Source organism: Citrifermentans bremense (genome assembly GCF_014218275.1).
Classification (GTDB): Bacteria; Desulfobacterota; Desulfuromonadia; order Geobacterales; family Geobacteraceae; genus Geomonas; species Geomonas pelophila.
In genome coordinates this window covers 140945-167245 of sequence record NZ_AP023213.1, presented here as the reverse complement: position 1 = coordinate 167245, position 26301 = coordinate 140945, and the positions used below count along the sequence as shown (strand labels likewise).

Below are 26301 nucleotides of genomic sequence, written 5' to 3'. Positions count from 1 at the left end.
CTTATCTAGCGCTTTTTACCGAGCGCCGTAACATCCCTCTCGAAGGTGGGGAGGATCGCTTTGAAGAAGGCGTTGCGCACAAGCTGCACCACGATCTGCCAGGTGCTGGTCTGCGGGTTTTTCAGAGGGCCGGAGATGTCGGCCTTGGTCGCCACCTGCTCCCGCGGCTTGTTTTCCAGAAGCTTCGCTATCCCCCCGATCAGGATCTCCTTCACCTGCTTGAAGAACCCCTTGTTCTTGTCCTGGCGCCGGTCGTAGACTTTCATGTCCTTGAAAAAGGGCTTGATGTACCCGTCCACCCTCTCGTTTTTCACATGCAGCTCGGTCACCAGCGAAAAAGTCCCGGCGGTGACGTCGAAATCCCCGTAGCTTCGGAGCAGGTCGTTCAGGGAGGTGAGCTGCGTGTTGGAGATCTTCAAGTAGAGGTCGAAGTCCGGCCCGTTCTTCTCGGGGCGGAAGTCCCCGGAGGCTTCTGTCGCGCCGCTTCCCATGAACTTGCCGGTCAGTTTCGCCTTCGCGGGACCGCGCGAGAACTGGTTGGAGAAGTTGCTCAGGCTGAAATCGGTGTCGGCCACGAAGATCCGGAACTTCTTGCCGCCGGCGTTGTACAACATCCCGAGGTCGGAGCGGACCAGGTCGAACCGGTCGATGCTCAGCACCAGGTTCGGCTTGTTGCTCACCTCCTTGGCCGCCTCTTTCACCTTTTCCGCCCTTCTTTTCTCCACCGCCGCCGTCTCTTCCGAGTGGAGATAGGTCATGGTGACCCCGCTGATCACCAGCTTCTTCAGGCGCGCGGTCTGCACCTTCCGCCCGTACTCGATGTCCCCGTTGCCGCTCAAAACGCCGCCTTTGACCGACATGTTGTAGCGGGCCAGCACCGGCTGAAAGTAGTCGAGGGGCACCTTTTCCAGCTTGAGGTCGGCCTTCACCGCCGGGGTCGGCTCGGCGAGGAAATTCGCCTTCCCGTCGACGGTCCCGTGGCCGGTTTTGAAGATGTCGGTCTCGAGGTGGAAGGATGAGGGGTAGACCTTGTCAGGGAGGTGGATGTTGCGGATGTTGTTCGCCTCAAGGTCCAGGTTGCTCAGCACGAGGGGGTGCTTGGGGTCCTGATCGATATAGGTGATGCTGGCGTCGTTGATCTTCAAGAGGTTGATCTTCAAGGGGTAGATCGCCTCCACCGCCTGCTGCCACCCCTTTTCCTTGATGGGAACCTTGCTCTGTGCCTCGGCTTTCAGCTGGGTCAGGTTGATGTGGATCTTCGGTTCGTCGAGCCTCATCTCGCCGACGAGCTTCCCGGCGAGTATCTCGCGCCAGTGGACGCTGGCCCGCAGGTACGGGAACTCCGCCACCGGCGGCTCAGGGTGCGCCTGCTGAGAAACGGTGAGCCCCTTGAGCGTGATTGAGAGCCCGATCAGGCTGAAATGGAGCTTGGGAAGACGGACAGAATACCCCTTGAGGCTCTGGTTCATCTTCTTCTCGGTGATGCGCCGCAGCGGTTCGTCGATGAAAAAGCTGGCGATGAACACGACGACGATGAGTGCGACGATGACGTCCGCTATCATGAGCAGCGGCTTCGCGCTCAACAGCTTTCTACCGGCGCCGGGCGCTTTGTTCCCGCTTTCTTCAGCCATGTCTATCTCCAGGGCCCGCGCCGCTCCCTGTCACCTCAAGATTAAATGCCGCTAACAAATGTAGGCGGTCGCTTTGCTTTGTCAATGCTCGCGGGCGCTTTTACTGCCGATCCCGACGGCAGAAAAATGTGGCCGGCATTGAACTTTGTGCAATGCCCTTTGCGAATGCTTCATGAATAGCGCTGCCCAGGCAGAAGAGCAGGCAAGCAGAGGGCGAAGCGCCTCATTCATGGTAAAATTCCCCCTGTTTCTGCTAATTCGTCAAATGAGAACCTGCGCCGTCCCCAGGCTGGGAAAGTACGGCGAGGTGAGGAGGTGAAACATGAGGGCGATGTGGTCAGGTTCAATCAGCTTCGGGCTGGTGAACATACCGGTGAAGCTTTACAGCGGCTCCCAGAGCAACACTCTCGATCTGGACATGTTGCGCAAGAGTGATCTCTGCCCCATCAAGTACCTGAGGGTCTGCAAGAACGACAACCAGGAGGTCCCCTACGAGGAGATCGTGAAGGGGTATGAGTACAGCGACGGCGAGTACATCGTCTTGACCGACCAGGACTTCGAGAACGCGAGCCTTGAAAAGACGCACCTCATCGACATCGTCGACTTCATCGACGAGCGGGAGATCGACACCAGGTTCTTCGAGAAGCCGTACTACCTGGAGCCCGAGAAGACCGGTCCCAAGGCGTATGCCCTTTTGAGAGAGGCGCTGAAGCGCTCAGGGAAGGTGGGAGTGGCGCATTACGTGCTGAGGAACAGGGGGAGCATCGGGATTCTGAGGCCCCTGGACAAGGTGCTGGTGCTGAACCAGATCAGGTACGCCGAAGAGGTGCGGGACGCGGCCGACCTGAAACTCCCCGGGGACGAGAACCTGCGCGAGCAGGAGGTGGCGCTGGCGCTTTCCCTCATCGACCAGCTGACGGTGAAATTCGACCCGGAAAAATACAAGGACCAGTACGTGGACGACCTGAAACGTATCATCGAGGAAAAGGCCCAGGGAAGGACGCCCGCGCCCCAGGCGAAACAGCCTCCTCCGCCGAAGGTCGCCGACATGATGGCGCTTTTGAAGGAGAGCATAAAACAGAAAAGGAAGGAGGCGGCCTAGAGCCGCCAAAAGGGGACGGGCCACTCTTCCAGAACCGGCCCGTCCCTTTTGTCACAGCTTCTCCCGCGTCCCGACGATCCCACCCCCATTCTTCCCCGTCCAAAATCCCCCAACTCTATTGCAATCCAAAGTCGCTGTGTTAGCTTATTTGAATTCTTAAAAGCCACTAATAAAAAGCAGCACTACTGCTTCTAAGGAGGATTAGCATGGAAACCAGCACAACTGAGCAAGGCCGCGCTTACCGCGGCCAGGCACACACGAGAGTTAACGTGGGGCCGGCGGAGCGCAAGGCATCGCTTGCAGGAGGCGCGGCCCTGGCGCTCTCCGGACTTTGGAGCGTAGGGAGGAGAAACTACCTCTCCGGCCTGGCCATGATCGCGAGCGGAGGGATGCTCCTTTACCGGGGGCAAACCGGGCACTGCGGCCTGTACGAAGCTATAGGGGTTGACACCGTGCACACACAAGAGTCGGGACTGCGCATAGAGAAGGTGGTGACCATAGGCCTGCCGCCGCACCAGGTCTACGAGTTCTGGCGCCGCCTGGAGAACCTGCCGCGTTTCATGAAGCACCTCGCGTCGGTGCAGGTCACCGGCGAGCGGACCTCACACTGGAAAGCGGTTGGCCCCGGCGGACTCAGCACGGAATGGGACGCGGAGATGATGGAGGACACCCCGGGACAACAGATCAGCTGGCACTCGGTGGGAAGCGCCGACATCCCGAACAAGGGGACGGTGGAGTTCAAGGAGGCCCCCGGCAACCGCGGCACCGAGGTGCGGGTGATCATCGACTACTACCCCCCCGGCGGCACTGCCGGAAGGGCCGCAGCCAGGATCGCCCACGGCCTAAACGCCCAGCAACTGGAGGAGGATCTCAAGCGCCTGAAGCAGATCCTCGAGGTGGGCGAGGAGACTACCGCCAGGCGCACCGTTGAGTAACTCAGGGCCGGGCGCCCCGGAACCTGGGCGCGACAAGGAGGAGATATGAGGGCAGTATGCTGGCATGGCAAGCAGGACGTGCGGGTGGACACGGTGCCAGACCCGGAGATCGTGCAGAAGGGGGACGTCATCGTCAAGGTCGCCCTCACCTGCATCTGCGGTTCCGACCTGCACCTTTACAACGGCTACGTCCCGACCATGAAGAAGGGTGACATCCTGGGGCACGAGTTCGTGGGCGAGATCGTCGCCGCGGGTCCCGCCGTCACCCGCTTCAGGGTCGGCGACCGCGTGATAGTCCCCTTTCCCATCAGCTGCGGCGCGTGCTGGTACTGCAAGCATGAGCTCTGGTCGCTTTGCGACAACTCGAACCCCAATTCCTGGATGATGGAGCATATCTACGGCGACACCGGCGGCGGGATCTTCGGTTACTCCCATCTCTACGGGGGGTACGCGGGCGGCCAGGCCGAGTATGTCCGGGTTCCCTTCGCCGACGTGGGGCTCGAGAAGATACCGGACGGGATACCGTACGAGCAGGTGGTGCTGTTAACGGACATCATGCCCACCGGCTACCAGGCCGCGGTCTACTGCAACATCAATCCGGGCGACACAGTCGCCGTCTGGGGGTGCGGACCGGTTGGGCTTTTGGCCATGAAATCGGCCAAGCTTCTCGGGGCCGAGCGGGTGATCGGCATCGATCGCTTCCCCGACCGCCTGCAGATGGCGCACAGCCAGTGCCAGGCGGAGGTGCTCAACTACGAGGAAGTGGACGTGGCCGAGCAGCTGCAGAACATGACCGGCGGCCGCGGCCCCGACTCCTGCATCGACGCGGTGGGGCTCGAAGCACGCGGCACCGGCATCGAGGACGTCTACGATCTGGTGAAGCAGACGCTGCACCTGGAGACCGACCGGGCCTCGGCGCTGCGCCAGCTGGTGAAGGCTTGCCGCAAGGGGGGGACCCTTTCCATCACCGGGGTCTACAGCGGGTTCATCGACAAGTTCCCGATGGGAGCCATCTTCGCCAAGGGGCTCACGCTCCGGGGAGGGCAGGCCCACGTGCACAAGTACCTCCCGCACCTGGTAAAGCTGGTCGCCGAGCAGCAGATCGATCCCTCATCCATCATCACCCACAGGATGTCGCTCGAGGACGCGCCGGAGGGGTACCGCACCTTCGTGAAGAAGCAGGATTCCTGCATCAAGATCGCGCTTAAACCGGAGCACGCCGCCCAGAAGAGCGAACCGGCCTCCGCGTGACCCGACCGCAGTCCAAAGGAGATACCAGATGCCGACCGAGGAAGAAAAGAAGTTCCCGCCGCAGCGCCAGGCGCAACCGGGAAAAGAAGCCGAGATGACACCCAGGCCGCAAAGCGGCGAGTTCGAATACCGTGGGTCCGGGAAGCTGCAGGGGAAAACCGCCCTCATCACCGGCGGCGACAGCGGCATCGGCCGGGCCGTCGCCATCGCTTTCGCCCGCGAGGGGGCCAACATCGCCTTCTGCTACCTGGAGGAAGACCAGGACGCGAAAGAGACCCGCGACATCGTGGAGCGCGAGGGGGTACGCTGCCTCGCTTTCAGGGGGGACGTGGGGCAGGAGCAGTTCTGCCTCGACATAGTCAACAAAACTGTGGGGGCGTTCGGCAAGCTGGACCTGCTGGTGAACAACGCGGCCGAGCAGCATTACTGCCAGGGGATCGAAGAGATTTCCTCAGAGCAATTGGAGCGGACCTTCAGGACCAATATCTTCGCGCAGTTCTACCTGGTTAAGGCCGCGCTGAAGCACCTGCAGGAGGGCTCCCGGATCATCAACACCACCTCGGTCACCGCCTACAAGGGAAACCCCAACCTTATCGACTACTCCTCCACCAAAGGAGCCATCGTCGCCTTCACCCGCTCGCTCGCCCTGTCGCTCGCCGAAAAGGGGATCCTGGTGAACGCCGTGGCGCCCGGTCCAATCTGGACCCCGCTCATCCCCGGGACCTTCCCGGAGGAGAAGACCGAGCAGTTCGGCGGCAACGTGCTTTTGAAGCGGGCGGGGCAGCCGGTGGAAGTGGCCCACAGCTACGTCTTCCTCGCCTCCGAAGGTGGCTCCTACATGACCGGCCAAGTTTTGCATCCAAACGGCGGGACCATCGTAGGAGGGTAGCTAACCCTTGCCCCGCAAGGTGGCAGGGTGACCTCATCAAGGAGTCGACCATGATCTCACTGCGCAGATACTTCAAGCTGGGCGACACGAGCTACAAGGAATTGGCAAAAAGGGCCTACAAGAAGTTCTCCGAGGAGGACTGCCCCGAGCACGCCGCCGCCATGGCCTACTACTTCCTGTTCGCCTCCTTTCCCTTCCTCCTCTTCCTGACCACGCTGATCGCGTACCTGCCGGTCCCGCACCTGCTGGAGTACGTGCTGGACAACGCGTCCAGGTTCCTTCCCGGCGAAACCTTCGCGCTGATCAAGGACAACATCCAGGCCCTTTTCACCAACAAGAAGCAAGGACTCCTCTCGACCGGGATCGTGCTCGCGCTCTGGGCCTCATCCAACGCCATCGTCTCCGTCATGGACGCCATGAACAACCTCTATGACGTCAAGGAAGGGCGCCCCTTCTGGAAGGTGCGCCTGATCGCCATCGGGCTGGTCGTCGGCCTCTCGTTGCTGTTCCTGCTGGCGATGGCGGCGCTCATGTTCGGCAACCAGATCGGCGACTACGTGGCAGGACTGATCAACTTCGGCGGCGCCTTCAAGGTGGTCTGGTTCGCAGCCCTGGTACCGGTCACCCTGTTCGTCCTCATACTCGCCATCGCCGTCATTTACTATTTCACCCCCGACGTGGAGCACCAGTGGGTCTGGATCAGCCCCGGCGCCGTGATCGCCATCCCGAGCTGGATCGTGATGTCACTCGCTTTCTCCTACTACATCAACAACTTTGGCTCCTACGACAAGACCTACGGCAGCATCGGTGCCGTCATCGTGCTGCTGCTCTGGCTTTACCTGACCGGGCTCATCATCCTGGCCGGCGCGGTGATCAACTCCGTCATCGAGCACAGCTCCGCGGAGGGGAAGAAGCCGGGCGAGAAGGTGGCGGGAGAGGTGAGCGCGCCCCGCGAGGACGTGAACGAGGAGATGAAGGAAGAAAAAGACGAGAAGCGCAGTTAAAAAAGTAAAAAGGGAAGTGGCTTCATCGGCTATGCAGGAGCGGAAAGATCCTGCGTGCACCGGCGGCTAAAGGCTTCCCTCCCCCGGATGGGGAGGGTCAGGGAGGGGGAAGTCCATCGCAGATCGCTCAATCGGTCCGGTCGGAGCTGAGATAGGCCCGGGCCTTGGGTAGGCTCTCCGGGAAGGTGTCCAGCATGAAATGAAGCAGCTTCTCCCGCACCTCACAGCGCAGGTCCCAGACGGAAGGGGCATCGGACGCGCTCATCAGGGCTCGCAGCTCAATGCTCCTCTCCGTAGCGTTCGTCACCTGCAGGCTCCAGACCCGCCCATCCCACTTCTTGGATGCCAACAGTATCTCGTGCAGTTGCTGCCGCACCCGCTCCACCGGAAGCGAGAAGTCCGCCTGGAAGAAGACCGTCCCCAAAAGTTCCGAGGAGCGCCGGGTCCAGTTCTGGAACGGCTTCTCCAGGAAGTAGGTCACCGGAACCAGGAGCCTGCGCTGGTCCCAGATCTTAACCACCACGTAGGTCAGCGTTATCTCCTCGATGTTTCCGTACTCCCCCTCAACCAGCACCACGTCGTTGATCCGGATCGGCTGGGTGACCGCGATCTGCAGCCCCGCGAAAAGGGTCGCGATGCTGCGCTGGGCGGCAAACCCGACCGTGATGCCGACGATTCCCGCCGAGGCCAGGATGCTCATGCCAAGGCTGCGGATGGCGGCGAAGGTCATCAGCATCGCCGCGAGCGCCACCACGACGACGAGTACCACCACGATCCGGACTGCCACGGTGAGCTGGGTTTCCAGGGCGCGGGCCTTGTAATCGTCGCTGCCGTTGTTGCCGTAACGGGTGAGGAGGTAATCCCGAGAGGCCAGGATGACGCCGGTGGCGAGCCAGGCTAGCGCGGCGATGAAGACCAGGGTGAGCAGGTGCTCCGCACTCGCCTGGGCAACAGCCGCGAGATTGAGGGAGGGAAGGACCAGGATGAGCGCCAAAAGTGGAACCAGCAGGCGGGACGGCAGACGCAGGCGATCGACGAGGAAAAGGGCCAGGGGGTGCCCCGTCCTGCGGGCTAAACCGGCGGCCAAGTGGAAAAAGAGCCTGTTCAGCACCACGGCCGTCAAAAGCGTCGCCAGCAGCACCGCGCCTGCTGTGACGACGGCCTCCCACCCGTTCAAATGCGGCAAGGAGAAGCTAGGTTGCATCAACACCCCCGCGCCTCTCCATCATTGCCCCTCCTGCCTCGGAACGCTCTTATCCGACGCCAGCAGGTTCATTATCCCCCGCAGCGGGATCGAGACCCAGTCCGGGCGGTTGTTCAGCTCGTACCCCAGCTCGTAGACCGCCTTGTCCAGCATGAAGCAGCGCAGCATGGTCTCCACGTCCTGCGGGTTATCGGGCATGAAGCAGGATCCTTCCACCCCCTTCTGGTAGGAGGCAAGGAAAATAGAGGAGTTGTACCGGCACCAGGCCTGGATCCACGGCTGCAGGAAGGCCACGTCCTCGTCCCGGACCTGGGGCCTCTGCATGAGCACCGCGTGACCCGCGTATTCGAAGGAGCGGACCATCCCCGCCACGTCCCGAAGCGGCGACTGCTTGATCCTTCGCTCCCCCAGGGATTTCACCGGTTCCCCTTCGAAGTCCATGATCAGGAAGTCGTCCCCGGTGTAGAGGAGCTGCCCCAGGTGGTAGTCGCCGTGCACCCGCGTCTTCATGGCGGAGAACTTGCTGACGGTGAACTTCTGCAGGGCCGCCTGCACCTCCGGCTCCAGCCCCAGGAGCGCCTCGGCCTCCTGCACAAGTTCCTCCGGGATCCGGCCCAGGTTCCGGCGTAAGAGGTCGAAGACCTTCCTGGTGCGGCTGCGCATCGACTGGTACACCGAGCGCTGGTACAGAAACGCAAAGGGCTCCGGCGCGAAGGAGGGGTCGTCGCTGCGGGAGGAAAGGGCCAGGTGCAGTTCCGCCGTGCGTTTCCCGATCAGGGCCACCATCTCCGGGTACAAACCCTGGATCAGGTCGAGGAGCACCGCGGAGAAGCCGGCGGACGCCGTGTCCGGCTGGGTGACTGCGGGACTCCCTGATTCCTTCGCCTCCTCGCGATGGGCCAGCACGCGGTCGACGAACTGCCCCGCCTCCCCGAGAGTGAAAGCCCAGGCGTCCCCCTGGTTGGGGACGAAGGCCTGCAGCATCCCGATGGCAACCGGCTCCTGCCCGGAGCGCCGGTAATCGATGGTCCCGGCCAGGGGCGCCACGTACTGGAAATGGATCCGCTCCGAGAGGAACCTCCCGATCTCGACCTCCGGATGCGCCCCCTCTTCCAGGCGCCGGTACAGCTTCAAGAAGAAGTGCTTGTCGAAGAGCACCGAGGTGTTGCTCTGTTCCGATTTCCCCACCTGGGAGACGAAGGGAGGCTCCTTCCCTTCCATGAGGGCTCCCATCCCGGAGGCGGCTCGCCCGGAGAGCCTGCCGCTGTCGGTGCGGATCGCCTTGCGGCGCCAGATCATCTCGAACAGGGTCCAGCGGAAATGGGAGTTGTAGGTACCGTCGTAGAGGACCCCGACCTTCTCTCCGATGCGCAGCTTGCAGACGGCGGCGGCCGGCGCCTCCGTGAGGATCGTCTCGCCTCCCCCGTCCATGGGGGCGAAGTGCAGCGGCAGCAGGTAGACCTCCGGCGCCCCCTCGCTGTAGCTCACCTCCAAAAGGGTGAGGATCACGGAGGAGCTGTTGACCGGCACTGGAATCTTCTCGATCACGGAGAAGCGGACGATGATCCGGCTCTTCCCCTGGAACCAGCGGGACCGCTTCAGGTAGTCGGGGAGAACCGACTGCTCCAGCTGCCTCAGCCCCGCCGACCTTAGGACGTTCTCCCAGCTGCCGGCAACCGCCACCTCCTCCAGCACTCCCTCTTCCCTGGGCTTTACCTCTTCGCGCCCGTCCTTCATGAGCAGAAGGTGGTAGTCGTAAGGACCGAGGATGACCCCGTAGGGCGAGTCCTTGATCACCGGGAACCGGTTGCGGCTGAACATCTCCTCGGGGTAAAAGCCGACGAATCGCGGCTGGTTCACCTGGACGAACTGGGTGGCGCGGGAGAGGTTGATCAGCACCACAATCGCCTGGTCCTCGTACTTCCTGACCATAGCCAGCACCTTCGAGTTCTCCAGCGGCATGAACTCGACGCTCCCCCAGCCGAAGGCCTTGAAGCGCTTCCTGAGATCGATCATCCGCTTCATCCACCAAAGGAGCGAGGAGGGGTTTTTCGCCTGGTTCTCGACGTTGCGCGCCTCGTAGTGATACTCCGGATCGATGATTGCCGGGAGGTAGAGCTTTTGCGGGTTCACCGCAGAGAAACCGGCGTTTCGGTCCGGGCTCCACTGCATCGGCGTGCGCACGCCGTTCCGGTCGCCGAGATAGTAGTTGTCCCCCATGCCGATCTCGTCGCCGTAGTAGATGATCGGGGTGCCAGGGAGGCAGAAGAGGAGCACGTTCATCAGCTCGATCTTGCGCCGGTCGTCCCCCATGAGCGGCGCCAGCCGGCGCCGGATTCCCAGGTTGATGCGCGCCCTGGGGTCCCGGGCGTAGATGCGGTACATGTAGTCCCGTTCCTCGTCGGTCACCATCTCCAGGGTGAGCTCGTCGTGGTTTCTCAGGAAGAGCGCCCACTGGCACTGCTGCGGGATGACTGGGGTCTGCTGCAGGATGTTGATGATGGGGAAGGAGTCCTCCATCTGCAGCGCCATGAACATGCGGGGCATAAGCGGAAAGTGGAAGCACATCTGGCAGGCTTCGCCCTCCCCGAAATAGGAGGCGGCGTCTTCCGGCCACTGGTTGGCCTCCGCCAGAAGCATCCGGCCAGGATACTTGGCGTCGATGTAGGCGCGCAGCTTCTTCAGGAACTCGTAGGTCTCAGGGAGGTTCTCGCAGTTTGTCCCCTCCCGCTCGTACAGGTAGGGGACGGCGTCGAGCCTCAAGCCGTCCACCCCCATCCCGAGCCAGAAGTCGATGACCCGGAACATAGCCTCGTGCACTCGTGGGTTGTCGTAGTTGAGGTCGGGCTGGTGCGAATAAAACCGGTGCCAGAAGTAGCTCTTGGCGACGGGATCGCGGGTCCAGTTGGAGACCTCGAAATCCTTGAAGATGATGCGGGCGTCCAGATACTTGTCGGGGGTGTCGGACCAGACGTAAAAGTCGCGCCAGGGGGAGCCGGGCTTCGAGGCGCGGGACTTCTGGAACCAGGGATGCTGGTCCGAGGTGTGGTTTAAGACCAGCTCGGTGATGACCCGCATGCCTAGGGCGTGGGCACCCTTGAGGAAATCCTGGAAGTCCCTGAGGGTGCCGTATTCGGGGTGGACGCTGCGGTAGTCGGCTATGTCGTAGCCGTCGTCCTTCAACGGCGAGGGATAGAACGGGAGCACCCAGACCGCCGTGATCCCCAGGTCGCGCAGGTAGGGGAGCTTTTGCAAGAGGCCTCGGAAATCCCCGATGCCGTCCCCGTTGCTGTCGCAAAAACTCCTGATGTGCACCTCGTAGATGATGGCGTCCTTGAACCAGAGCGGGTTTTTGTCGCTGCGGTGTGGCATGGCATACCTCGTTTCTGTTACCAGGAAGGGCGGTGGTGAAGCCGCCCGCCGATGAAATGGCGCCTACCCCCACCCCCCTGCCCCCTCCCGCAGGGGGAGGGGGAATAGTTGTTAAGTCGAAGCAAGGCACCCTCCTTGTCCGACTGCGGGAGACGACGCTGTCGCCGGCTAGAAGTAGTAATCGAAATCGGATTCTCTGCGGAGCCAGGTGCTGAGGCGGAAGATGCAGGCGGGCCCTATTTGCGGGTCTAGGATCACACTGGCCCACTCCCCCTGCCAGATCGACCGCTCCCCCCCCAGCAGATCGTGCAACAGGTAGGACTGCCCAGGGAGGACGCCGAGAAGCCCCAGCGGCATGCGCAGTTTCACGTTGCGGACCCGGAAGGGGTCGAGGTTCACGGCGACGAGGAGCGAGTCCCCCTGCTTCTTTGCTGTCTTCACGAAGAAGAGGACACTGTCGCTGTCGGACTCCAGGAACTGCACGTTGTTCGTCTCCTGCAGCGCCGCATGCTCGCGCCGGATCCGGTTCAGCTTCACGATCAGCTCCCTGATGTTGCCGGCGCCGTTGCGGTCCCAGGGGCGGATCTCGTACTTCTCGGCGTCCTTGTACTCCTCAGATCCGGGGGCTTCTGCCGTCGGGACGCAGAGCTCGTAAGCGGGGCCGTAGATGCCGAAGTTGGAGGAAAGGGTCGCAGCCAGCGTCACCCTGATCATGAAAGCGGCACGACCGCCGTACTGCAGGTACTCGGTAAGGATGTCCGGGGTGTTGGGCCAGAAGTTGGGGCGCATGAATTCTTTCGCGTCGCTTCGGGTCAACTCGGTAAGGTAATCGGTCAGTTCCCGTTTGCTGTTTCGCCAGGCGAAATAGCTGTAGGACTGCGAGAAGCCGAGCTTCGCCAGCCGGTACATGATCTTCTGTCTGGTGAACGCCTCGGCCAGGAAGATGACGTCGGGGTCTTTCTCCCTCGCCTGCGCGATGATCCATTCCCACATGGGAAAGGGCTTCGTGTGCGGGTTGTCCACCCGGAAGATGCGCACCCCGCGGTCTATCCAGAAGAAGAAGATGCTCTTCAGCTCCTCCCAGAGCTCCTGCCACTGCGGGGTCTCAAAGTTGAACGGGACGATGTCCTGGTACTTCTTGGGAGGGTTCTCCGCGTACTGGACCGTGCCGTCCGGCCTCCAAAGGAACCACTCCGGATGCTCCTTCAGGTAGGGGTGGTCCGGCGAGCACTGGAAGGCGATGTCGAGTGCGATCTCGATGCCGTGCCGCTCCGCCTCGCGGACCAGGTCCTCGAAGTCCTCCAGGGTCCCCAGTTCCGGGTGGATCGACTTGTGCCCCCCCTCCGGCGACCCTATGGCCCAAGGGCTCCCCGGATCCCCAGGCTGGGCCTCGACCCGGTTCGCCTTCCCTTTCCTCTTGCTGCTGCCTATGGGGTGTATGGGAGGGAGGTAGAGCACGTCGAAACCGAGTTCAGCAATGTCCGGGAGGATCTCGACACAGTCCTTGAGCGTGCCGTGCCTTCCCTCCGTCCCTCCCAGGGAACGGGGAAAGAGTTCGTACCAGCTGCTGAAGAGCGCCTTCTTCCGGTCCACCCGGACTACGAGGTCCTTGTGGTAGCGGGTGGCGAGGCCGCGGGCGCAGCAGGTGCTGACCAGGTCGCCAAGCCGGGGGTCGAGTCCGAGCGCCACCGCCCCTTCATGCTCCGGTTCCTGGTTGAGCGCCTCCACCGCCTGGCGCAGCTTCGCCGCATCCTCCTCGTTGGCCTCTTTAGCCGCTTTAGCGAGGATGCTGCTGCCGATTTTCAGGTCCACCGAAACGTCCTGCCCCGCCTCGAACCTTTTTTGGAGGTCGCGCTGCCATGTACGGAAATGGTCCACCCAGCCGAGCAGGCTGTACTCGTAGAACCCGGGGTCCCCCAGCCTGAAGCTCCCCTGCCAGCGGTCGTTCTCCAGGCGCTGCATCTGGGTCTCCTGCCAGATTTCATCCCCCTGCCGGCGGTAGAGCAGCACGGCCACCACCTCGTCGTGGCCGTCGCTGAAGATGTCGGCCTGCACCACCATCTCGTCGCCCATCACCCGCTGCACCGCGAACCTGCCGCAGTCGATCTGCGGGTGGACCGCCTCGATAGCTATCCGCGCTCTGCCTTCCATAAGTTCTCCTGATGATGAAGAGGAGGGGTTCCGCCTGTCTCCCCTCGCCCTCTGGGACAGGGGCGGGGATGACGCCTGTCCACCGTAGCTTTACGCGGAGGTGGAGGTGGATTCCAGCAGCGCCACGCTCACCTCTCCGAAGAGCTGCGAAAGCCTGATCACCTTTTCCCCCTCATGCTCCTGCGCTTCCAGTTCCTCGCCATTGATGACGTTCCTGAACCTGCCGCCGCACCCTTCCGGAAGCGCCAGTACCGTGTCCTGCCAGGCCTCCTCCCCCAGCGGCAGGCTTACTTCCGCCGGCACCAGGGTCGCCACCAGGCGCGCCGCAACAGCTATCACGGTCTTGTCCTTTCCCTTCCTGGCAAAGGCGCAAACGTGGCGCTGCCGAGCTCCCTTTGCCTCCAGCGGCAGGTACTCCCCCCCCTCGAAGGGGCCGCGGTTGTTCCTGCGGTAATTCAAGACTCGGTAGATGAGGTAGAGCTTGATCCTCCCGTCCTCAGCCTTTTCCATAAGCTCGCGCCAGAGCGCTTGCGGCCCCACCTCCGCCTCTCGCGCCTTAAGCCCTGCCAGCGCTTCCATTCTCTTTCCGTAGTCGACCTGGCGACGGTTGTCGGGGTCGACCAGGGTGAATTCGAAAAGCTCGGTCCCCTGGTAGAAGTCGGGAACCCCGGGGGAGACCATCTTCAGGAAGGTCTGGGAAAGGGAACTGAAGATGCCGCAGCGCGCCAGCCGCCTTTGCAGCGGCAGGAACTCGCGCAAAAAGACGTTTCCCGGCCCCGGTTCCAGGACCCGGTCCACGAATGAGGTCACCCCCTCCTCGTGGGCGCTGTTCGGGCTCACCCAACTGGTGTTGACCTTCGCCTCCCGGATCGCCTTGACCATGTAGTCCCGGACCCGTCCCTTGAGGCCCTCGTATGCCTCCTGGTCCATCTCGCCAGCCGGCCATACCCCCAAGAGGATCTGGTACAGCAGGTACTCCTCGTTGCGGTCGGGCACCGGCTGATTCTCGATGGTCGTGGTCTTCCCCTTGTTGAACCGGTTCCACCTGACCACGGCCTTCTGCCAGAGCTCCGGGATCTCGGAGAGCGCGTCTATCCTGGTGCGCACGTCCTCGCCGCGTTTGGAATCGTGGGTCGCGGTGGCGATCATGGCGTGGGGGAAGGTCTTGTTGCGGTCGAGGTTCTGCCCGTGGAAGGCTTCCAGGGTGGTGCCGAACTTCCCCGGCATCCCCCCGACGTCGTTCAACGAGACCAGCCGGTTGTAGACGTAGAAGGCCGTGTCTTCGAGCCCCTTGGCCATGACCGGCCCGGTTATCTGCTGGAAGCGCATGGCGAAGTAGAACCAGGCGCGGCGGTCGTCCTCGCTGGCCCGCTCCGGGGATTTCAAGAGCAGCACGTCCCTCACGAAGTCGAACACGGAGCCGCTGATGGCGGGATTGCGCCGCTTGGCCTTGGAGACGGCCGCCTCGATGTACTGCACGTCCTTGTCGCGCACCGAGGCGGAGTTCGCGTAGGTGCGGTACACAGGGAAGCAGGCGATCACCTCGCTGATGGCTCGGGCCAGGCTGTTCAGGGTGAAGTCGCGGGTGAGCCGGTCTTGCTCGGCGATGTTGTTCAACTGGTGCGCCAGCATGTTCCCCTCTCCGGAGAGCGATACCTGCATTACCAGCTTCTTCTTCTCGTAGACCAGGTCCGGGAAATCTCCCCCCCACTTGACGAAGCGGTCGTAGAGCCGGTCCATCTGCTTCGACTTTTCCGTGTCAACAAAGATGCCGTTCACGCTGTTCAAAAAGTCGTACCCCGTGGTCCCGAAGACCGGCCACTGATCAGGGAGGAGCTCCCCCTTCATCAGGATCTTCTCGACCACGGCGTAAAAGGGCTTGTAGCAAGGGTCCGTCTCCAGGATCGCGTTATATTCCTTCTCGAGCGCCTCTTTCTGCTCTTCCCCGTTGTTCGAGGGAATCGGCTCATCTGCCTGACGCAGCTGGAAGTAGCTGCTTTTCTGGAGGTTCTGCAGGTAGGAGACGGGGTCGTAAAGCCCGTCCACGTGGTCGATCCTGACGCCGGTGACCTTCCCCTCCCGGATCAGCCGGAACAAAAGGGTGTGGGTCAGGTCGTACACCGCCTGGTCTTCCATCCTGATGGCGGCAAGGCCGTTGATGTCGAAGAAGCGCCGGTAGTTGATCTCCTCCGTCGCCACCCGCCAGTAAGAGAGGCGGTACACCTGGTCCCGCAGGAGTTTGTCCATGAGGTCGAAGCTGCGCGGGTCGCCCTTACTGCCGTTGAAGCTCTTCACGTTGTCCGCGATGAACGCCGCCACCTCTGGCGACTCCTGGCAGAGCTGCCAAAGCCTCTTCTTGATGATCTCCTTTTCGCGGTGCCGCTCCCCCATCTTCTCCGGGTCCTGCTCGGTCGCAAGCGGCAGGTGCTGCAGCGCCGTCTCGATGCTCAAGAGCTCTTCGAGGGGTGCGGCCTCGGGCGGGAATTTCTCCTTCAGGGCGTCCAGGCGGTGCTGGAGGAGCTGCAGGTAGCTCCCAGGTTCCAGCGGTATCTGCAGCGCGTAAACCTGTACGTAGAAGGCTCCCTCCTTGAAAAAGAGCTGCAGGCCGCCTCCTTCCAGCACCTTGCCGTACTGGTCCCCGAGAAGCGGCAACAGCACCTTCCCGGTCAGTTCCTTTTTCACCGGCTCCCAGTCGATGTCGAAAAACCTCGCGTAGGGGGAGCTCATCCCGTTTTCCAGGACGTCCATCCACCAGAGGTTCTCGCCGCTTTCGATGCACATGTGGTTTGGGACGAAGTCCAGAATGTGCCCCATCCCGTGCCGCTTCAGCTCCTCCACCATGGTGAGGTAGCTCTCTTCGTCCCCCACCTCCCTGTTCAGCACGGTCTGGTTCACCACGTCGTAGCCGTGAACGCTCCCTTCCTTCGCGGCGAGGTACGAGGAGGCGTAGACGTCGCTGATGCCGAGATCGTCCAGGTAGCCGATGATCCTGGTGGCGTCGGCGAAGGTAAAGCCGTAGTTGAACTGCAGCCGGTAGGTCGCTGTCGGGATCCTCGCAGCCGGCTTATGATTCTCTGCCATGCTCCCCCCTGGCTACCCCTGCGGCAGCACCGCGCCGAGATTGAAGCGGAAAGTTTCGCCGAGCTTCTGGAACGCCTCGATCCAGGCGCCCGCCCCCTCCTCCTTGGCCGCCTTTGCGGCGTAGTCGGAGTAGACGCTCTTGGCCAGGATGTAGTAGTCGTTTTGCATCTGCCAGAGCACCAGGTTGATGGGGATCTCGTTCAGGAGGTTCATGTACTTCAGCATCCTCCCCATGAGCTTCACGTCCTCCGGAGTCTCCATAAGTTGCGCCGACATCACCTCCATGTGCCGCCGCATGAAATACTCGGTGTCCCCGCCGTCTATACCCACCTGCCACTTCTTGATCTGGCCGATGATGCGGTGCACCGCCTCGTCGTCGATCTCCTCCTCGCTCATCGCCTTTTTCAGGGCCTGGTTCAGAGCGGGCTCGGCCGCGGCCAGGAAGATGTGCGGCACCGGGACCCGGGTCTCCTTGACGAACTCCATCAGCGGGCGGCTGCGCTCGAACATCTCCTGGTAACTGGAGATGCTCTCCTCCATGTTCTGGTTGATGATGACGTTGATGATCTTGCGCTGCTCGTCGGCGAAGAGGTTCAAAAGCGAGAAGCTGTGGGTGCCGAAGTGCTTGTCCATCAAGGTGACGAGCTCCGTGTAGAGCCCCTTGTCGAAGGTGGCGCTCATCTCCTCGCGCATGGCCACATACGCCTGCGCGTCGCAGCTTTCGATCACCCCCCCCTTGAAGTCGTGGCTCCCAAGGCGCATGACGCAGAAGGTGAGGCAGGCGTTTTCCTCGGTGATCTCGCTGGCGACGTGGATGCGCCCCATGGCGATCACCGCGTCCGGGGTGGAGATCTTGCTGTACTCCTCCTTGGCGATGGCGTAGCAGTAGATCTGGGAATGGTCCTCGTACTCCTCGTAGAGGGAGCTGAAGGCGTAGTGGGCGCCGACCTTCACCAGGTCGAGCCGGATGGAAAGCACGAAGTTCTGGTAGATCCAAAGGCCGTCCTGGTGCGCGGGGATGTTGCTCTTCGCCTCCTTGAGGCGGTCCAGAAACGCCTTTTCCACGCCCTGTTCCACGATCCCGTCGGAAAGCTGCAGAGCGCGGCTCGCGTAATCGATCACCTGCACCGTTTCGAGCCCCGAAAGCTCGTCAAAGAACCAGCCGCAGCTCGTGTACATCAGCATGGCGTGGCGCTGCATCTCCAAAAGCTTAAGCGCGGTGATCTTCCCGGCGGCGTCCAACTCCTTCTTCACATGCTGGGCCAGGAAGCTCTCGGCCCGCTCCATGTCCCGGTTCAGGATGACCTCGATGTACGCGTCCCGCGCCTGCCACGGGTCCTTGAAGAGCTCGGCCCCTTTGCGCGAGAACCCCTGGGCCAGGCGGTCGCGCAGCCAGTCGAGCGAGGCGCGCAGCGGGCGGCGCCATTGCTGGTTCCATCCCGGGACCCCGCCGGAGCAACCGCAGTCGCTGTTCCAGCGCTCGACGCCGTGGGCGCAGCTCCAGGAGGTGCGCTCGTGGATCTTCGCCTCCATGATCGGGGGGCAGAGCTCCAGATACTCGCCGTAATTGGTGAGCCGCGCCAGGTTGTTCTGCTCGATGTGGTTCAGGGCCGCGGCGAGCGCCATGTCGCCGAACTTCTGGTGGTGGCCGTAGGTCTCGCCGTCGGTGGCGATGTGCATCAGCTGCTCCCAGTCGCGGTCCTCGGTGAAACCTCCGACCAGCCGGTTGGCGAGCGCCTCGCCGCTGTCCAGGAGGTTTTCGAAGGCGACGGCGCGGGAGATTGGGCCGTCGTAGAAGAAGAGGCTGATCTCGCGCCCGGATGGAAGCTTGCAAAGGTAGGCGCGGGTGGGGTCGATCTCGGTCTCGGTCCACTCCTCTGCGCCGAGCTCGCGGTACCCCGCCGCCTGGTGCGGCGCGAGGATGGTGTACTTGATCCCGTACTCCGCCAGGAGATCCAGGCTCTCAAGGTCCACGGCGGTCTCGGCGAGCCACATCCCCTCGGGGAAGCGCTGGAACCTCTGCTCGAAGTCCTTGATCCCCCAGACGATCTGGGTCCGCTTGTCACGGGAGTTGGCCAGCGGCATGATCATGTGGTTGAAGACCTGGGCGATGGCCGAGCCGTGCCCGGAGCGCCACTGCATGCTCAGCTTGTCCGCCTCCAGGATCGCCTGATAGATCTTCGGCGCTGCCGCCTCCATCCAGGAGAGGACGGTGGGGCCGAAGTTGAAGTTGATCTTGGCGTAGTTGCTGGTGATGTCCATGACCCGCTGGTCGCCGTCGAGAATACGAGACGCCGAGTTGGAAGCGTAGCACTCGGCGGTGATGCGCTCGTTCCAGTCATGGTAGGGGAAGGCGGAATCCTGGATCTCGACCGCCTCGAGCCAGGGGTTCTCGCGCGGCGGCTGGTAGAAATGGCCGTGAATGCAGACGAACCGGTTAGCTTGCTCCATGTGCTCCTCCTGTCAGGTCGGCGGCGTAAACCACCACGCTGAATGGGTTGATCGACACCGGAATATCCCCCGGCTCTCCTGTCACCTCGATCTTCGTCGGTGATTCGTCCCCCGGGCCGCGCCAGTGCTGGGATGACGAGTCGAGCAGCTTCTCCCACTTCCCTTCCGTAAGCCGCAGGGAGATCTCTTGCTGCATGTTGTTGAAGCTGAACAGGCAAAGGACTGAGTTCTCGCCGGACCACCTCCTGAAGCAGAGGACCCTCTCATGGTTGAGCCCAAAGACCTCCATCTGCTCGCGCTGGAACACCTGCAATGCGGGAAGGGTGCTGCGCAGGGAGAAGAGTTTCTTGTAGAACTCCAGGATGACCGCCTGCTCCCCCACCTTTTCGCTGACGAGATCTATCTTCGACTCAAGGAAAGTCTCCTCCGCCGCCGGGTCGGGAATCTCTCCCTCGCAGATGCCGGATGCGTGTTCCTCGTGCTTCCCCTTCCGGACCAGCTCGATCAGTTCCGGGTCGCTGTGGTCGATGAAGTAGTGGAAGGGGGCCTTCTCTCCGTACTCCTCTCCCATGAACAGCAGCGGGATGTAGGGGGAAAGGATCACCACCCCGGCGACCAGAAGGAGCTGTCCCAACGGGAGGCTTGCGCTCAGCCGGTCCCCGCATTTCCTGTTCCCCACCTGGTCGTGGTTCTGCGAGAAGACCACGAACTGCGAGGTCGGGCGGTCCTTGGCCGATCCCCCCTGGCGGCGCTTGCGGTACGCAGAATATTCGCCGGTGAAGACGAAGGCCTCCTCGAAGCTCTTCACCATCTGGCCGAACTGGCCGTAGTCCTCGTAGTAGCCTGTGGTCTCCCTGGTGAGCATCGTACGCAACGCGTGGTGGAAGTTATCCAGCCATTGTGCATCGAGGCCGAAACCGCAGAGCTCCGGCGGCTTGATCAGCCGGGCGTCGTTGGTGTCGTTCTCGGCGAAAAGGAAGATTTCCCGCCCCAGCCGTTTCCTGTGCAGGTGCACCTCCTCGGCCAGACGCTGCAAGAGGGGCTTCGGGGTCTGATCGAAGATCCAGTCGACCGCATCCAGCCGCAGTCCATCGAAGCGGAACTCGTTGATCCAGTACCCGGCGTTCAGCAGGAAGAACTCGAGCACCGAGTCACTGTAGGCACCGTCCAGGTTCATGGCCCGTCCCCAGGGGGTGCGGTACTTGTCGGTGAAGTAGTGGCCGAAATCCCAGAGGTAGTTCCCTTCGGGACCGAAGTGGTTGTAGACCACGTCCAGGAGCACCGCGAGCCCCTTTTTATGACAGGCGTTCACCAGCCTTTTCAACCCGCCCGGCCCGCCGAAGCTGTTCTGCGGAGCGAAGTGAAAGACGCCGTCGTAACCCCAGTTGCGCTTGCCCGGGCACTGCGATACCGGCATGATTTCGACGGCGGTAATGCCGAGATCCACCAGGTAATCGAGAAAGGGGATCGCCGCCTGGAAGGTCCCTTCCCTGGTGAAGGTCCCCACGTGGATCTCGTAGATCCGGTACTGCTCCAGCGGGATGCCGGCCCACCCTTCGTCCCCCCACTCGAAGAGATCGGGGTCCACCACCTGGGAAGGCTCGTGCACCCCGTCCGGTTGGTAGCGGGATACCGGGTCCGGGAAGGTCTTGCCGTTGTCGAGCTGATAGAGATAGCGGTCCCCGTCGCCCACCCCCGGCACGGTAACCGAGTAGTAGCCCATTTCCTCCTGCTGCATGGGTACCGCTCCGGCCGCCTTGCCGGACAGGATGAGGAGGTTCACCGATTGCGACTTTGGCGCCCAGACACGGAAGCGGGTTCCCCCTTCCTTGAACACGGTCGCCCCCAAGTCGAATTTCCATGCAGCAGCTACCATAGGACATCTCCAGCACGCATTGGTTTAACATTTGATTGCTTAACGGAAAGATTTATTAAAGATACTTTAGACTTTTCTCCTGTCAATGCCCGTAAATGGCGGCAGTGCGTTTGAGTAAAAAAAACCCCGTATGCCACTCATTAACAAAAAGAGCCCGGAATCGTCGCTGATCCGGGCCCTTGGAGGCAGGCGCCAAGCACCTGCCTGTTTCGTCAATCGTCAATTGTCAACTGTCCATCGTCAATTACCTTTCACCTATTTCAGCGTCGATATCGCCTCGCGGATGAAGGAGAGGTGGCGTTGTTCGTCGGCGTAATTGGCGCGGACTATGGCCGAGATGTCCACCGGGAAGTCGAGCTTCGATGCTTCTTCGTAGCGGCTGGTGGTCAGGCGCTCGTTGGTCTCCATCGCCTCCAGCGCGCCTTTCGAGCCGGTGAGGCTGCGCAGGGCGGTGAAGCCCGAGATCAGGAACCCTTTGAAGTCGGAGGTAAGCTCAGGCGGGGTCCCACCCAACTCCAGCATTTTCGCAGAGAGGAGGTCGATGTGCTTTCTGTGGTCGGCCTGCAACTGGATCAGCTTGTCCTTGATGACCACCTCGTTCACGTTCCTGATCGCCTGGTCGTAGGCATGGGTGGCATCCACGTCGAGCTGGATCAGTTTTTCCAAGTGGTCGAGTATGTCGTCTCTGTTCATTCGGTTACCTCCTCCGGATTGTCATGTTCCTGTTGGTCCCGGGCAGCGTGCGCCGGGAGTGTTGATTCACCTTTTAGGCGGCTGCTCCTCTCTCATCTTCTCCAGCACGATCCACTCGTGGCCGGTCTGCCTGCCGTGGTTCTCGCCCACCTCGCGGGCCATTTCCCTGCTGTTCAGCCAGTCGGTGATGGCGCCGCATCCGTCCTTGCACTCGGGAAGGTATTCGTATTCGGTGTAGTCAAAGTCCATCTCGGCGCCTCCTCCATCGACCTCGTGTCATCACTGCCGTCGTCGGGATTTTGCTGCGGCGGTCACCTCAGTTGCAGTCCTCTGCCCACAGGCATTCCCGCTGGCCGCATTTTCCCGACTGCCCGGAATCGAAGCACTCAGAATTCCCCTCGGTTTTTTGTATCACCCTGATCAATTCGCCTTTCTTCAGTTTTGATGTGGGGATAGCCAACATCTGGGCTATCTCCCGAATCTCCTGGACTTTCATGCTTCTTTCTCCTTTCCTGCGCCCTCTCTGGGCTTTCATTTGATTCGGCTTCGAGCCGTGTTCCGTAACCCGGTCCAGCGCCCCTCGACCGCGATGGTCAAAGGGGAAGGACCCAGAATTTACAACGTCTAACAATCTAGCCGCTGTCGACGCGTTGTCAATTAGCAATAGCTAATCTGTCATTGTGATAAACTCATGACCTGGAAAACGGGAGGTTCTCATGGGACTGGAAGAGTATCAGCGCAAACGTGATCTGGGCACGACACCCGAGCCGCCGGCCAGAGCTGGAAAGTCGGCAAAGTCCTTGCGGTTCGTGGTGCACAAGCACTCGGCCTCGCACCTGCATTACGACTTCAGGCTTGAGCTGGATGGCGTTTTGAAGAGCTGGGCCATCCCCAAGGGCCCCTCGCTGGACCCGTCCGTGAAAAGGCTCGCCATGATGGTGGAAGACCACCCGTACGACTACGGCGACTTCGAGGGGGTGATCCCCAAGGGGAACTACGGGGCAGGCGAGGTGATTATCTGGGACGCCGGAACCTATGCGGCAGTCGGAGCGGCCGACCCGGAGCTGGGTGAGCGGCAGCTGAGGGAGGGGCTGAGGAAGGGGGACCTGAAGTTCGTGCTCTCCGGCACGAAGCTCAACGGCGAGTACGCACTGGTGCGCATCAAGGGGGACAAGGACAACACCTGGCTCTTGATCAAGAAAAAGGACCAGTTCTCTTCGGCCGTGGACGTGACGCTGCAGGACCGTTCCGTGGTCAGCAACCTGAGCATCGAAGAGGTGAGGGCGGGACAGATTCCGCGGCTTGCGCCGGCTGCCGCGGCAGAGGCCGCGGAACCTGTCGGACCTGTCGGCCCCGACCCCGACCCGATGCCCCACCGGATCACCCCGATGCTGGCCGGTTCCGTGGCCGAGCCCTTCGACGATCCGGGCTGGCTCTTCGAGATAAAACTCGACGGCTACCGCGCCATCGCCGAGATCGAGAACGGGCAGGTGCAGCTCTACTCCCGCAACAACCTCTCCTTCAACAAGCGCTTTCCCGCCATCGTCAGCTCACTGGCCTCCCTGCCGGTGACGGCGGTTCTCGACGGCGAGGTGGTTGCCCTGGACGAAAAGGGAAGGTCCTACTTCCAGCTCTTGCAGAACAGCCAGCGCACCGGCGAGCCAAACATCTACTACTTCGCCTTCGACCTCCTCTACCTGGACGGCAAGGACCTGCGCGCCGAACCGCTCCTGGCGCGCAAGGAGAGGCTGCGTTCCATGCTTCCCGAAATTCCCTGGGTCCGCTTCAGCGACCATATCACGGAATACGGCAAGCAGTTCTTCGAGCTCGCCCGCGAGAACAACCTGGAGGGGATCCTCGCGAAAAGGGCCGACAGCCTGTATTTCGCGGGGAGAAGAAGCGGCGACTGGCTGAAGATCAAAATCCGGTTGCAACAGGAGGCTGTGATCTGCGGGTTCACCCAGCCCCGGGGGAGCAGGAAAGGTCTGGGCTCTCTGGTGCTGGGGGTCTACGAAAACGAAGAGCTGGTCTACATCGGGCTTGCCGGGGGGGGATTCGACGAAGCCGGGTTGAAGGAGATGTACGCCGCGCTGCAGCCGCTCGTCCAGCCGGAATCACCTTTCCGGCAGCAGGTTAAGACGAGCATGCCGGTCACCTGGGTCAAGCCGGTTTTGGTCTGCGAGGTCGAGTTCGCCGAGTGGACCGACGAGAACGTCATGCGCCAGCCCATCTTCCTGGGGCTGCGAGAGGACAAGGACCCACGGTCGGTTGTGCGGGAGATCTTTCCAGCCGAGGTGCAGTCCCAGGCCCGCCATGAGCAAAGCACGGACCTTGATGCGGATGCTGGCGAGCCGGCTGCAGAGAAGACCGCTGCAGCTGAGACTTCCTCGAAAAAAGGGGGCACGAAAAAAGGTGAGGAGAGCGTCGTCATCGACGGGCAGAAGCTCACCCTGACCAACCTGGACAAGGTCTTCTGGCCGGAGGAGGGGTACACCAAGGGGGACGTCGTCGACTACTACCGCAAGATGGCGCCGGTGATACTCCCCTACCTGGCGGACCGCCCGGAGTCGATGTACCGCACCCCGCACGGCATCACTGAGGGAGGGTTCTACCAGAAGGAGGCCGGCGACCTGCTACCCCCTTGGATCACGGCGAAGGAGATCTACTCCAAGCACGTGGACAAGAACATCAGGTTCCTGGTCTGCCAGGACGAAGCGACGCTCGTCTACATGGCCAACCTTGGCTGCATCGAGATCAACCCCTGGCTGTCGCGGCTGCAGCAGCTCGATTACCCGGATTACCTGGTGATCGACCTGGACCCCGAGGACATCCCCTTCGAGAAGGTGGTCGAGACAGCCATCGCCGTGCGCGAGGTACTGGAGAGCGCGGGGGCGGAAAGCTTCCCGAAGACCTCCGGGGCCACCGGCATCCACATCTACGTCCCCCTGGGAGCCCGCTACGACTACGAAACGGCCGGCGGCTTCGCGAAGCTGGTGGCGACCCTCGCGCACCACAAGGTCCCCGGCTTCACCAGCCTCTTGCGCAGCCCGAAAGAGCGCCAGAAAAAGGTGTACCTCGACTTCCTGCAGAACAAACCGGGCCAGACGCTTGCCGCCCCCTACAGCATCCGCCCCCGCCCCGGGGCCACCGTCTCAACGCCGCTTAAGTGGGAGGAGGTGAAGCCGGGCCTGGACCCGCGCCAGTTCACCATCAGGAGCATCGGAGAGCGGCTGGAGCGGGTCGGCGACCTGTTCCAGGGCGTTCTCGGTCCCGGCATCGACATTGAGCGCTGCCTGGACCGGCTGCAAAATGGTTAGTTTGCCGGGCTCCAGCGCTCATGTGCCCGCCACCTGTCTCTTTCCAACCTTCAAAAATTGGAAAATTACAAGCTTTTAAACCCTTTTTGGCCCATGCTATACTTTGTTTAAGGAAGTTAATGAAAGTGCAGGGAGGTGAGATGTCATGTTACGTTGGGCCCTCATTTTCTTCATTATCGCCATTATCGCCGCGGTATTCGGATTCGGCGGTATCGCCACAGCAGCGGCCGGGATAGCCAAGATCCTGTTCTACCTGTTCCTGGTGGTCGCAGTCGTCATGCTGGTATCGGCTCTTCTCGCGGGCCGGAACATCACACGATAGATACAGTTGCCATGCAACTATCGAATCAGGCGGCGCAAGCCGCCTTTTTCATGTCTGCTCCTTCTCCGGCTTTGCCAGTTCCTTCCGTATCTCCTGCAGTTCCTTGCGTCGCTCCTCGGTGGTCTCGGGATACTCCATCTTCAACTCCTCCAAGAGGTTCAAAAGTACTTGGGCGACGATCAAGCGCGCGTTCTTCTTGTCGTCGGCCGGGACGATGTACCAGGGGGCGTTTTTGCGGCTGGTCGCCCCCAGGCATTCCTGGTACGCCTCCATGTACTGCTTCCAGAGCTTCCGCTCCTCCACGTCCGCCTTGTCGAACTTCCAGTTCTTCTCCGGGTTGTCGATCCGCTCCAGGAAACGCTTGCGCTGCTCCTCCTTGGAGAGGTGCAGGAAGAACTTGACGATGCGGGTACCGTTTCTGTGCAGGTGCTCCTCCAGGTTGACCATCGACTCGAACCGGTCCCGCCAGACATGGCCGTTGACCAGCTGCCCCGGGAGCCCCTCGCCTGCAAGGATCTCCGGGTGCACCCGCACTATCAGCACCTCCTCGTAGTAGGAACGGTTGAAGATCCCGATGCGTCCCCGTTCCGGGAGCCGCCGCACGCTGCGCCACAGGAAATCGTGGTCCAGCTCTTCGGCGCTTGGATGCTTGAAGGAATAGACCTCGCACCCCTGCGGGTTAATCCCGGAAAGCACGTGCTTTATTACTCCGTCCTTCCCGGCGGCATCCATCGCCTGGAAGATCAACAGCACCGCGTAGCTGTTATTGGCATAGAGCAGCCCCTGAAGGGCGCTCAACCTCTCGATCTGCTCGGTGAGACATTCCTGGTACTGTTCCTTCGAGTGGTAAAAGGGGGGGACATCGGTGGGGCGCTTCTTCAGTGACACCTTCTCCTTGGCCTTAACCAAAAACTGCTCCACGTCTATCTTCATTGCCGCCTCCTTTTGACTGACAGAGTTTCAGGCTAACGCAATTTGAGCCTCCGTCAACGCAAGTCGACCTTCTAGTCTCTGTCTTGACA

Annotated in this window: 18 protein-coding genes; 7 read left to right on the top strand and 11 right to left on the bottom strand. The window is 61.7% G+C overall.

Annotated elements, in window-relative coordinates; genetic code table 11:
• Window positions 1–5: 5 nt before the first annotated feature.
• Window positions 6–1631, bottom strand: coding sequence for a DUF748 domain-containing protein (locus GEOBRER4_RS00660; protein WP_185243806.1), 1626 nt, complete (start codon window positions 1629–1631; stop codon window positions 6–8).
• Between the two features lie 322 nt (window positions 1632–1953).
• Between GEOBRER4_RS00660 and ku the strand changes: the two genes are divergently transcribed.
• The 5 genes from ku to GEOBRER4_RS00635 all read left to right on the top strand — a co-directional run bounded on the left by ku (window position 1954) and on the right by GEOBRER4_RS00635 (window position 6812).
• On the top strand, window positions 1954–2733 hold the full coding sequence (gene ku / locus GEOBRER4_RS00655; protein ID WP_185243805.1) for a non-homologous end joining protein Ku: 780 nt from the start codon (window positions 1954–1956) through the stop codon (window positions 2731–2733).
• Window positions 2734–2939: 206 nt separating this feature from the next.
• Window positions 2940–3668, top strand: coding sequence for an SRPBCC family protein (locus GEOBRER4_RS00650; RefSeq protein ID WP_185243804.1), 729 nt, complete (start codon window positions 2940–2942; stop codon window positions 3666–3668).
• Window positions 3669–3713: 45 nt separating this feature from the next.
• The gene (locus GEOBRER4_RS00645; protein WP_185243803.1) at window positions 3714–4919 is read left to right on the top strand and encodes a zinc-dependent alcohol dehydrogenase; all 1206 of its coding nucleotides are present in this window, start codon (window positions 3714–3716) and stop codon (window positions 4917–4919) included.
• 28 nt (window positions 4920–4947) lie between these two features.
• Window positions 4948–5808: an SDR family oxidoreductase gene (locus tag GEOBRER4_RS00640; RefSeq protein ID WP_185243802.1), complete on the top strand. Its 861-nt coding sequence runs from the start codon at window positions 4948–4950 to the stop codon at window positions 5806–5808.
• A gap of 50 nt (window positions 5809–5858) precedes the next feature.
• Window positions 5859–6812, top strand: a complete 954-nt coding sequence (locus GEOBRER4_RS00635; RefSeq protein ID WP_185243801.1) for a YihY/virulence factor BrkB family protein — start codon at window positions 5859–5861, stop codon at window positions 6810–6812.
• A gap of 127 nt (window positions 6813–6939) precedes the next feature.
• Here GEOBRER4_RS00635 and GEOBRER4_RS00630 read toward each other — a convergent pair whose 3' ends face one another.
• From GEOBRER4_RS00630 to GEOBRER4_RS00590, 9 genes are all read right to left on the bottom strand, one after another.
• Window positions 6940–8016 carry a mechanosensitive ion channel family protein gene (locus GEOBRER4_RS00630; RefSeq protein ID WP_185243800.1) on the bottom strand — a complete coding sequence of 359 codons (1077 nt, stop codon included), beginning with the start codon at window positions 8014–8016 and terminating at the stop codon, window positions 6940–6942.
• 21 nt (window positions 8017–8037) lie between these two features.
• The gene (gene treS / locus GEOBRER4_RS00625) at window positions 8038–11388 is read right to left on the bottom strand and encodes a maltose alpha-D-glucosyltransferase (protein WP_185243799.1); all 3351 of its coding nucleotides are present in this window, start codon (window positions 11386–11388) and stop codon (window positions 8038–8040) included.
• Between the two features lie 168 nt (window positions 11389–11556).
• On the bottom strand, window positions 11557–13539 hold the full coding sequence (locus GEOBRER4_RS00620; protein ID WP_185243798.1) for an alpha-1,4-glucan--maltose-1-phosphate maltosyltransferase: 1983 nt from the start codon (window positions 13537–13539) through the stop codon (window positions 11557–11559).
• A gap of 90 nt (window positions 13540–13629) precedes the next feature.
• The gene (locus GEOBRER4_RS00615; RefSeq protein ID WP_185243797.1) at window positions 13630–16620 is read right to left on the bottom strand and encodes a malto-oligosyltrehalose synthase; all 2991 of its coding nucleotides are present in this window, start codon (window positions 16618–16620) and stop codon (window positions 13630–13632) included.
• Window positions 16621–16632: 12 nt separating this feature from the next.
• Window positions 16633–19071, bottom strand: a complete 2439-nt coding sequence (locus tag GEOBRER4_RS00610; protein WP_185243796.1) for a DUF3536 domain-containing protein — start codon at window positions 19069–19071, stop codon at window positions 16633–16635.
• Window positions 19058–20947, bottom strand: a complete 1890-nt coding sequence (treZ, locus tag GEOBRER4_RS00605; RefSeq protein WP_185243795.1) for a malto-oligosyltrehalose trehalohydrolase — start codon at window positions 20945–20947, stop codon at window positions 19058–19060. The genes GEOBRER4_RS00610 and treZ overlap by 14 nt, the downstream gene beginning before the upstream one ends.
• Before the next feature lie 255 nt (window positions 20948–21202).
• Entirely contained in the window at window positions 21203–21640 is a 438-nt protein-coding gene (locus GEOBRER4_RS00600) for a ferritin-like domain-containing protein (protein WP_185243794.1), read from the bottom strand.
• A 66-nt stretch (window positions 21641–21706) separates the two neighbouring features.
• Window positions 21707–21889: a hypothetical protein gene (locus tag GEOBRER4_RS00595; protein ID WP_085814356.1), complete on the bottom strand. Its 183-nt coding sequence runs from the start codon at window positions 21887–21889 to the stop codon at window positions 21707–21709.
• Between the two features lie 67 nt (window positions 21890–21956).
• Window positions 21957–22136, bottom strand: a complete 180-nt coding sequence (locus GEOBRER4_RS00590) for an SAP domain-containing protein (protein WP_185243793.1) — start codon at window positions 22134–22136, stop codon at window positions 21957–21959.
• Between the two features lie 220 nt (window positions 22137–22356).
• On the opposite strand from GEOBRER4_RS00590, the gene ligD reads away from it, so the two are divergent.
• The gene (gene ligD / locus GEOBRER4_RS00585; RefSeq protein WP_185243792.1) at window positions 22357–24957 is read left to right on the top strand and encodes a DNA ligase D; all 2601 of its coding nucleotides are present in this window, start codon (window positions 22357–22359) and stop codon (window positions 24955–24957) included.
• Between the two features lie 145 nt (window positions 24958–25102).
• Complete coding sequence (locus GEOBRER4_RS00580; protein WP_012528566.1) at window positions 25103–25279, top strand: DUF1328 family protein; 177 nt, start codon at window positions 25103–25105, stop codon at window positions 25277–25279.
• 48 nt (window positions 25280–25327) lie between these two features.
• Here GEOBRER4_RS00580 and GEOBRER4_RS00575 read toward each other — a convergent pair whose 3' ends face one another.
• Complete coding sequence (locus tag GEOBRER4_RS00575; RefSeq protein WP_185243791.1) at window positions 25328–26212, bottom strand: ADP-polyphosphate phosphotransferase; 885 nt, start codon at window positions 26210–26212, stop codon at window positions 25328–25330.
• Window positions 26213–26301: the final 89 nt, after the last annotated feature.